This is a genomic window from Frankia sp. CeRuru1 (assembly GCF_977966315.1).
In genome coordinates this window covers 1-8,226 of sequence record NZ_CDWWEW010000237.1, presented here as the reverse complement: position 1 = coordinate 8,226, position 8,226 = coordinate 1, and the positions used below count along the sequence as shown (strand labels likewise).

The 8,226-nt window shown below is 68.8% G+C and carries 7 protein-coding genes; 5 read left to right on the top strand and 2 right to left on the bottom strand.

What is annotated here, in order from left to right; genetic code table 11:
* A partial coding sequence (locus AC08OP_RS16440) for a GntR family transcriptional regulator (protein WP_476615005.1) occupies window positions 1–752 on the top strand: 752 nt, incomplete at its 5' end.
* A gap of 73 nt (window positions 753–825) precedes the next feature.
* On the opposite strand, the gene AC08OP_RS16435 is transcribed toward AC08OP_RS16440, so the two are convergent.
* Window positions 826–3,702 carry an FAD-binding and (Fe-S)-binding domain-containing protein gene (locus AC08OP_RS16435; RefSeq protein ID WP_476615004.1) on the bottom strand — a complete coding sequence of 959 codons (2,877 nt, stop codon included), beginning with the start codon at window positions 3,700–3,702 and terminating at the stop codon, window positions 826–828.
* Window positions 3,703–4,023: 321 nt separating this feature from the next.
* Between AC08OP_RS16435 and AC08OP_RS16430 the strand changes: the two genes are divergently transcribed.
* Window positions 4,024–4,350 (top strand): putative quinol monooxygenase, encoded by a 327-nt coding sequence (locus AC08OP_RS16430; RefSeq protein WP_462187687.1) that lies wholly within the window; start codon window positions 4,024–4,026, stop codon window positions 4,348–4,350.
* Between the two features lie 96 nt (window positions 4,351–4,446).
* The gene (locus AC08OP_RS16425) at window positions 4,447–4,629 is read left to right on the top strand and encodes a transposase (protein WP_476615006.1); all 183 of its coding nucleotides are present in this window, start codon (window positions 4,447–4,449) and stop codon (window positions 4,627–4,629) included.
* 53 nt (window positions 4,630–4,682) lie between these two features.
* On the opposite strand, the gene AC08OP_RS16420 is transcribed toward AC08OP_RS16425, so the two are convergent.
* Window positions 4,683–5,087: a winged helix-turn-helix transcriptional regulator gene (locus AC08OP_RS16420; protein ID WP_476615003.1), complete on the bottom strand. Its 405-nt coding sequence runs from the start codon at window positions 5,085–5,087 to the stop codon at window positions 4,683–4,685.
* 154 nt (window positions 5,088–5,241) lie between these two features.
* On the opposite strand from AC08OP_RS16420, the gene AC08OP_RS16415 reads away from it, so the two are divergent.
* Window positions 5,242–6,456 (top strand): MFS transporter, encoded by a 1,215-nt coding sequence (locus AC08OP_RS16415; RefSeq protein WP_476615002.1) that lies wholly within the window; start codon window positions 5,242–5,244, stop codon window positions 6,454–6,456.
* Window positions 6,457–6,736: 280 nt separating this feature from the next.
* Window positions 6,737–8,182, top strand: coding sequence for a WS/DGAT/MGAT family O-acyltransferase (locus AC08OP_RS16410; RefSeq protein ID WP_476615001.1), 1,446 nt, complete (start codon window positions 6,737–6,739; stop codon window positions 8,180–8,182).
* Window positions 8,183–8,226: the final 44 nt, after the last annotated feature.

The following is an 8,226-nucleotide window of genomic DNA, read 5'->3' as shown; positions in this document are numbered from 1 at the left end:
CCATGAGGGTCACCAACCCGCCTGACTCGCATGTACTGGAAGGTGACTGGGTGATGCGCCGCCCTGTACAGCCGGTATCGCTCATAGATGCGGTGGTCGAAAATCTTCGCGCCGAGCTGTTCAGCGGCAATATCGGCAGCAACCAGGCGCTGACCGAAGTAGGCGTCGCCACCCAGTACGATATCGCTCGCCCGACCGCGAAGGCGGCAATCGAGAAGCTGGTCGCGGCCGGTCTCCTTGTCCGCGGCAGTCACAAGGTCGCCCGGGTCCCCGAGCTCGGCCCGGACGACGTTCGCGACATCTACAACACGCGCTACTGCCTCGAGCGCGAGCCACTCCGGCTGCTCGCCGCGGCCCGCCGCGTTCCCGCGCAGGCCCGGATGGCCAATGATGAGATCAAGTCGGTGATCAACGGCCCTCAGATCGCGATCGTCGAGCCCGACATGCGGTTTCACCTCAGCCTCGTCGACTCGATGTCCAGTCCCCGCATCAGCGGCATGTACCACAAACTCGCCGGTGAAGTCCGGCTGTGCATGTCGCAGGTACAGGGCCGGGCGCTGCTGAGCGCGGAATCGATCTACGGCGAGCACGCTCGCCTGCTGGAGCTGATCGTGACCGGCGATCAGGACGCAGCAACGGTCTTACTCCACAAACACCTCTCCCGCGCGCGCGAGAGACTCGCGGGCGCTTTCGGCGCCGAACCGGGCCCGGAGGCGGGCTTCGCGTACGAAGCCGCGACGGCGCGCGGGTGACACGTTCGCTCGGGTCGCGCATCCATCAAGGTCACGGAAGTTGTCGATCGGCGTTCTCCGACACGTCACGTTCTCAGCCGGCACCGCCTGGATGGGCAGAATCCCGGATCGGGCGAGTCGCGTACTCCAGCGCCTCGACAATGTGGACGTATTCGCGCCCCGTTGCGCGTGACATTCCGATCTCGCAGGTCCGGTTGGCCGACGCATGCACCTCGAAGGCACGGGAGTTGACCTCACGTGCCTCGTTCAGCGTCGCCGCCGCGGTCAGCTCGGGATGCAGAAGTCCGCGATCACCGGCGAACGCGCAGCAATTCCAGTCCAGCGGCACGACCACCTCGTCGCTGACCAGCTCGGCGAGTTCCCTGAGTAAAGTCGTGGTGCCCCGCCGCTCGGTCGAGCACGTAGGGTGCAGTACCAGGGACGCCACCCGGCGGGTCACCGAGAGGCGGCCCACGACTTCGGCGCGCACGAATTCGAGCGCGTCCACGAAACGAAGTGCCTCGTAGCCGCCGCCAAGCCGCTTCGCCTCGGCGCCAAGCTCCTCCAGACCTTCTGTACATGACGCCGCGTCGCACACGACCGGCAGGCGGCCGCCGTCGGTCGCCGCGAGCAGCGCCGGCAGGACCTTGGCCCCGATGACCTCGTGGCCACCCCTGAGACCCTTCGACTTCCACGGCATACCGCAACACATCGACGCGATGCCCTTGGGTACCCGTACCGCTACCCCGGCACGCGCGCACAGCGTCAGCATCGCGGGCATGACCCCGCCGCTGGATGACGACGAGCCGAACATGGCCCCGACGCACGCCGGGAAGTACACGGCGCACGCCTCTGCGGCAGCCGCGACCGCCCGGCGCCGGTACCCACCGCGGGGCAGCGAGGCGTCATACTGAGGCATCCTGTCGGTGCCCAACGTTCTGCGGGCCAGGGAGGCCGCGGCTGTCGGCAACGTCGGCGGCAGTGCGGCGGCGGCAGAAAGCGCCTTCCCAGCCAGTGTGGTGGTCGCCCCCCAGTGGCGGGCCGCCGAGCGCCACAGCGCGTCCTCGGCCTTGTTCACCCTCTCGGCGCGCAGCTCTCGCACGAGTGATCCGGTGTTGATCTGCACAGGACAAGCGGTCTGGCACATACCGTCGACCGCGCAGGTGTCGACCGCGTCATAGCGGTAGGCCGCGGACAGCTCATCGGCGAGCCCCTCGTCTCCCTCCCGCCGCGCGGCCTCACGCTCCCGCAGCAGGGCGATCCGCTGCCGAGGAGTCAGGGTCAGCGTCCGGCTCGGGCAGACCGGTTCGCAGTACCCGCACTCCACGCACATGTCCGCGCCGTAGCCGACCGTCGGCACATCCTTGAGATTGCGCAGATAGGAGCGAGGATCGTCGGACAGCACGACCCCCGGGTTGAGGATTCCCAGCGGGTCGAACAGCCGCTTCACCTCCGTCATGACGTCATACAGTTCATCGCCGTACTGGCGACGGACATACCCCGCCATGATCCGGCCGGTGCCATGCTCTGCCTTGAGCGTCCCCTTGTGCTCGAGCACCAGCTCGACCATTTTCTCGGTGAATGCGTGGTAGCGTTCCAACCGCGCGGGATCCTGGAAGGTCTCGGTGAGCATAAAATGGATATTGCCGTCCTTGGCATGGCCGAAGATGACACTGTTCTGATAGCCGTGCGCGTCGAACAGCTTCGTGAGTTCCTGGCACGCTGCCCGCAGGTGCGGCACCGGAACCGCCACATCCTCCAGCAACGCCGTGGTCCCCGCCTGGCGCGCTCCCGCGACGGCCGTATAGAGACCCTTGCGCACATGCCACAGGTCCTTTCGGCGCCGCGGGTCCGAGGTCAGCTCCAGGGGCGACTCGGTCTCGAGCCCATCGCACACGCCGCCGGCCCCGGACACCTTGTCGGCAAGCTCCTCGGTGGTCGCTGCCTGCAGCTCCACCAGGAGCGCAACCTGGTCACGCACCTCCAGCGAGCCGATCTCAGCCGGTGTCGCGCCGAGGGTCTGCGCAACGGCAAGGGACCGAGCGTCCATCAGTTCGATCGTCGCGAACCCCACGTCGACCAGCTCGGGCAACGCGGCGGTCGCGGTGGCGAGGTCACGAAACACCGCCAAGCCGGTCGAGGCGTGGGGAAAGAGCTCCACCGTCCGGAACGTGGCCGAGGCGACGAACCCGAGCGTGCCTTCGCTACCGACCATCAGATGGGCCAGGATCTCGACGGGACGCTCGTAGTCGAGAAACGAGTTGAGACCGTAGCCCATCGTGTTCTTCATTGAGAACTGCCGACGCAGCGTCGCCACGGACGCCGGGTTGCGGCAGATCCGCTCACGAAGCCGCAGCAAGCCCGCATACAGATCGGGTTCCAGCGCGCGCAGCCGTTCATCCGCGTCCGGCGCACCGGTGTCAATCACGGATCCGCTGGATAGCACCACGGTCATCGCCTCGAGCGTCTGGTAGGCGTTCTGCCCGGTACCGCAGGCCATTCCGCTGGAATTGTTGGCAATGACTCCACCCAGGGTGCAGGCGACCTCACTCGCGGGGTCGGGACCGAGCTTCCGCCCGTACGGACGCAGCCGCGCGTTGGCGGCACGGACGGTCACGCCAGGCTCGGCGCGCAGACGGTCACCACCGTCGAGCACCTCGGCCGACTGAAAACCGTGTCGCACGTCGACCAGGATCCCGTCGGTGACGCCCTGGCCGCTGAGGCTCGTCCCGCCCGAGCGGAACGTCAGGTACGAACCACTTCGCCGGCATCTCGCAAACAGCGCCGCCACATCGCCCACGCCGGCAACACGTTCCACTGCGGAGGGCACCAGGTGATAATGCGACGCATCCCGCGCCATCGCGTAGCGCAGGACCGGACGGCCTGCCACGGCCGGCCCTTGGCCATGCCCGCCGCGGCTCCCCGCTACCTCCGCTACCTCCGCGCCGGTGGGACGCCCCTCAAGACTCATCGCCCGTCCTCTCCAGACAAGGAAAGTCTGACAAGTATACATTCGCACACCCCGCGGGGCGGCGCCTCGGCTGCCCTACGATGTCCCTGCCACCCAGCGTCACTACCACCCAGGGCATCGAGCCCTGATCACGAGCCCGCGGCAGGCCCCGGCTTTCTCAAATCGAGACTGCCCGTGGCGGCTGTGACTGCTACGACCATGGGCGAGGTGCCGAGCGTGGGGGCCACCCGTCGCCGACGGTGTGGAAACAGTCGTTGGAGCTCGGTACCCCAGGCGGCCTGTCGCCCACAGCAAGAGCCATGAGCTCGGAAAGGGTTTATAATGATCTTTATCACCGCCAAGTTCCGGATCAAGCCGGAGCACGCCGACCAGTGGCCGGAGATCTCACGGGCGTTCACCGAGGCGACCCGCGCTGAGCCGGGCTGCAAATGGTTCGACTGGTCCCGCAACATTGAGAGCCCGACCGAGTACGTACTGGTCGAGGCATTCCAGGATGGCGACGCCGGAGCCGCGCACGTCCAGTCCGACCACTTCAAGGCCGCCCGGCAGACACTGCCGAAGTACCTCGCCGAGACGCCGCGCATCGTGAACACGGTTCTGGAGCAGGACGACTGGTCGGAGCTGGGCGAACTCGCTGTGTCCGACTGATCGGTCGGGCCGCCGGCGACGACAGGCGGAGCCCCGGTCGGAAACCTCCGTGACGTCCAACCTGACGCCGCTATTCCCGTGGTCCGGCGTATCGGCATGAAGAAGAAGCCGGGTCAGCCGCCGACGTGGACATGCCGGCAATTGATCGACGGGATTCGGTGGCGGACGCGGGCCGGGGCGCCGTGGCGGGACGTTCCCGCCCGGTACGGGCACTGGCGCATGGTGTACGGACTGTTCCAGGACTGGCATCGGGACGGGATCGCTCCAGCCCAGCGATAGTCACCCAACGTCACACTCGGGATGCATCTTCGAATCATGGCCTCCAGGGTGCTCTAGTCGACTCCACCCTGGGGGCCGTGGTTGCGGTCGTAGGCCGCGCGGGCCACGGCGATGTCGTCGCGGTGCCGTTCGGCCCACGATGTGAGCGTCCACAGCGTGGCATACAGCTCCCGGGCCATATCGGTGGCCTGGTACTCGACCTTCGGCGGCACCGTGGGGTAGACGACCCGCGTCAGCAGCCCATCACGTTCCAGGTTACGCAGCGTGAGGGTGAGCATCCGCCGGCTGATGCCGCTGATCGACCGCTGCAGCTCGGTGAACCGGACCGGTCCGTCGCTGATCCGCAGCAGGATACCGATGGCCCACTTGCCACTGATCCGGTTCAGCACCTCCAAGACGGTGCAGGCCTCGGCCTCGTGGCCGGGGGGGTCGATCACATCGCTGTTCCCCTGGAACATGAAAGTGCCTCCTTCCGGCCACTCCCACAGTCACACATGATGGCTTCCGTAACAAGGCGTGCCCCATACGGCGGCTGGAACCGCCGTGCCTGGCTGGCGGTCGCGACCGGCCCGCCGCGGCCCCGTCCGGCCTCCTCGACGTCAAGGAAGACTGTTGACCGACTCAACTCCCCCGGCCTCGCTCCCGGCGCTCCCGTCCCGCTGGCTCGCTCTCGGGGTGCTCTGCACCAGCAACCTGATGGTCATCCTGGACAGCTCGATCGTTACGGTCGCGCTGCCGACCATCCAGCAGGACCTCGGCTTCTCCCAGGCGAACCTGGCCTGGGTTGTGAACGGATACTTGATCGCCTTCGCCGGCCTGCTGCTGCTGTCCGGACGGCTGGGTGACCTGCTGGGCGGCCAGCCCGTCTTCATCGGGGGGCTCGGCCTGTTCACGGCGGCCTCGCTGGCCTGCGGCCTGGCCAACACCGGCGGCCTCCTGATCACGTTCCGCTTCCCGCAGGGCGCCGGGGGCGCGCTGGCCTCCGCGGTGGCACTCGGCATGATCGTCACGATCTTCCCCGGCAGCCGGGAGCGGGCCAAGGCACTGGCCTGCTACGCCTTCGTCGGCCGCCAGGCCACCGCGGCCAAGCCACTGCTGCCGCTGCGCATCTTCCGCTCCCGCGCGGTCGGGGGAGCGAACATCATCCTGGCCCTGATGGTGGCCGGCCTGTTCGGCTATCAGTTCTGCACCGCCCTGTACCTGCAGGACGTGCTCGGCTACGACGCGCTGCGCACCGGGCTGGCGTTCCTGCCGGCCCCGCTGACCATCGCGGCCGTCTCGCTGGGCCTCGCGTCGCCGCTGAGCACCCGGTTCGGCCCCAGGCCGGTGATCGTCGTCGGGCTGCTGCTGGTCGCCGCGGCGCTCCTACTGTTGGCCCGGGTACCGGCCGACGGCAGCTACGCGCGCGACGTCGCCCCCGTGTTCGTCCTGCTGGGTATCGGTTTCGGCGCGGCGATGCCCGCCCTGATCGGCCAGGCGATGACGGTCTCCGACCCCGCCGAGGCCGGCGTCGCCTCCGGGGTGGCCAACACCACCCAGCAGATCGGCGCCGCGCTCGGCACCGCGATCCTGGCCACCCTCGCCGCCTCCCGCACCGACTCGCTGCTCGACCGCGGCAGGAGCACCACCACCGCCCTCACCGGCGGGTTCCACCTCGCCTACGCGGTGAGCGCGGCCCTGGTCGCCGCGGCCGTCCTCGTCGCCCTGTTCGTCCTGCGCCCGCCCGGCCAGTCGCGGGCCGCCGACAGCGCACGGACCGCCGACGCCCACCCAGCCGAGACCGACGACCTGGCGCAGCCGGCGGGGGTGCCGGCCGCGGGACAGTAACCGCCGGGGCCAGCCGTCGGGGACGGAGTAGGCCGGGCGCCCTACCGCCGAGACGGTCCTGCCGCGTGTTCAGTTCTGCCGTGTGTCCGGGGCTGAGGTGGGCCTCGTGTTGATCGCAGCCAGCGCAACCCGCACCCGCTCGGGTGGGGCGCGCGGCCCACGGGTCGCACCGCGCCTCGCTCCCTGGACTTCCGCCGGGTTCGCAGCACCGCGGACAGGGGCATGCTCCGGCTACGCCTGACGGCCACCCGATGCTTACCCCGACCCCGGTGAGGCGCCCATGCGGCAGCTAACCCCGCTTGACGCTCAGTTCCTCGCGTGGGAGGACGGACGCACGTTCGGCCACGTCGCTGGCCTGGTCCTCTACGACACGAGCAAGCCGGGACAGGAGCTCACCTTCCGGTGGCTGCTGGAGCATGTCGCGCGGCGGCTGCCGCTGGTTCCGCCGCTGCGGGAGCGACTGGTGCAGGTGCCACTCGGCCTCGACCATCCCTACTGGGTGGAGGATCCCTGCTTCGATCTGGAGTACCACGTTCGCGAACTGGCGCTGCCGACGCCTGGTGACGATGCCCAACTCGCCACGCAGGTCGCCCGGCTGCTCAACCGGCCGTTGGACCGGTCTCGCCCGCTGTGGGAGGCGTACCTGATCTCCGGATTGCAGGGGCAGCGGGTCGCCGTCCTGACCAAGATTCACCATGCGGTGCTCGATGGCCTGTCTGGGGCCGAGGTGCTGCTCGCGCTGACCGACTTCACCCCGGCGGGCCGCGAACCTCCACCGCCGGCCGCCCCGCCGGCTGGCCTGCCCAGCCAGGCAGAGATGCTCGCGCGCGGGCTTCTCGGACTGGCCCGGCAACCGTTGCGCGCGTTGTCTGTCCTGCCCCGGACGCTGCGCTATCTCGACCGCAATCCGGCGTTGCGGACCGTTCCGGGCATCCGTCTTGCGGGCCGGGTGGCGCGCAGCGTCCTGGAGTTCCGGCGGGAGGCGCACACCGACGGGGAGATCCTCGAGGTTCCCCGGGTACGGGCGCCGCGGACCCGCTTCAACGGGCCGATCAGCCCACACCGGCAGGTCGCCTTCGCCACCCTGCCGCTGACCGACATCAAAACAATCAAGAACCGCTTTCACGTCACCGTAAACGACGTCGTTGTCACATTGTGTGCGGGTGCCGTCCGGAGATGGCTCGCCGACCGGGACGAGCTACCGGATCGGCCGCTGGTCGCGATGGTGCCGCTGAGCGTCCGTACCCCCGAACAGGTCGGCACCTTCGGCAACCGGATCTCGGCGATGATGGTACCGATCCCCACCCACGAGCCGGACCCGGCCGCACGGATCGCCTTCACCCACGACGCGCTGGCCACCGCGAAGACCGTGCACCGCGCAATCCCGGCCACCGTCCTGCAGGACACGGAACAGTTCGTACCGCCGGCCATACTCGCCCGCGCGTCCCGCATGGTCATGGCGGTGCTGAGCAGAACCCGGATCCAGCCGGTCTGCAACCTGGTCGTATCCAACGTGCCGGGCTCACCCCTGCAGCTCTACCTCGGCAAGACGCCGATGACCGCCGCCTATCCGCTCAGCCCCATCACCCACAGCTGCGGCCTGAACATCACCGCACTGAGCTACCTGGACGCGCTCGACGTCGGAGTCGTCACCGACCGGGCACAGGTCCCCGACGCCTGGGAAATCATCAGCGCGTTGCACGAGGAACTCGCGACGCTGCGCTGACGGCCGCGCAGCGGACGCGGGCTCAATGGCGGCCGGGGCCGCGG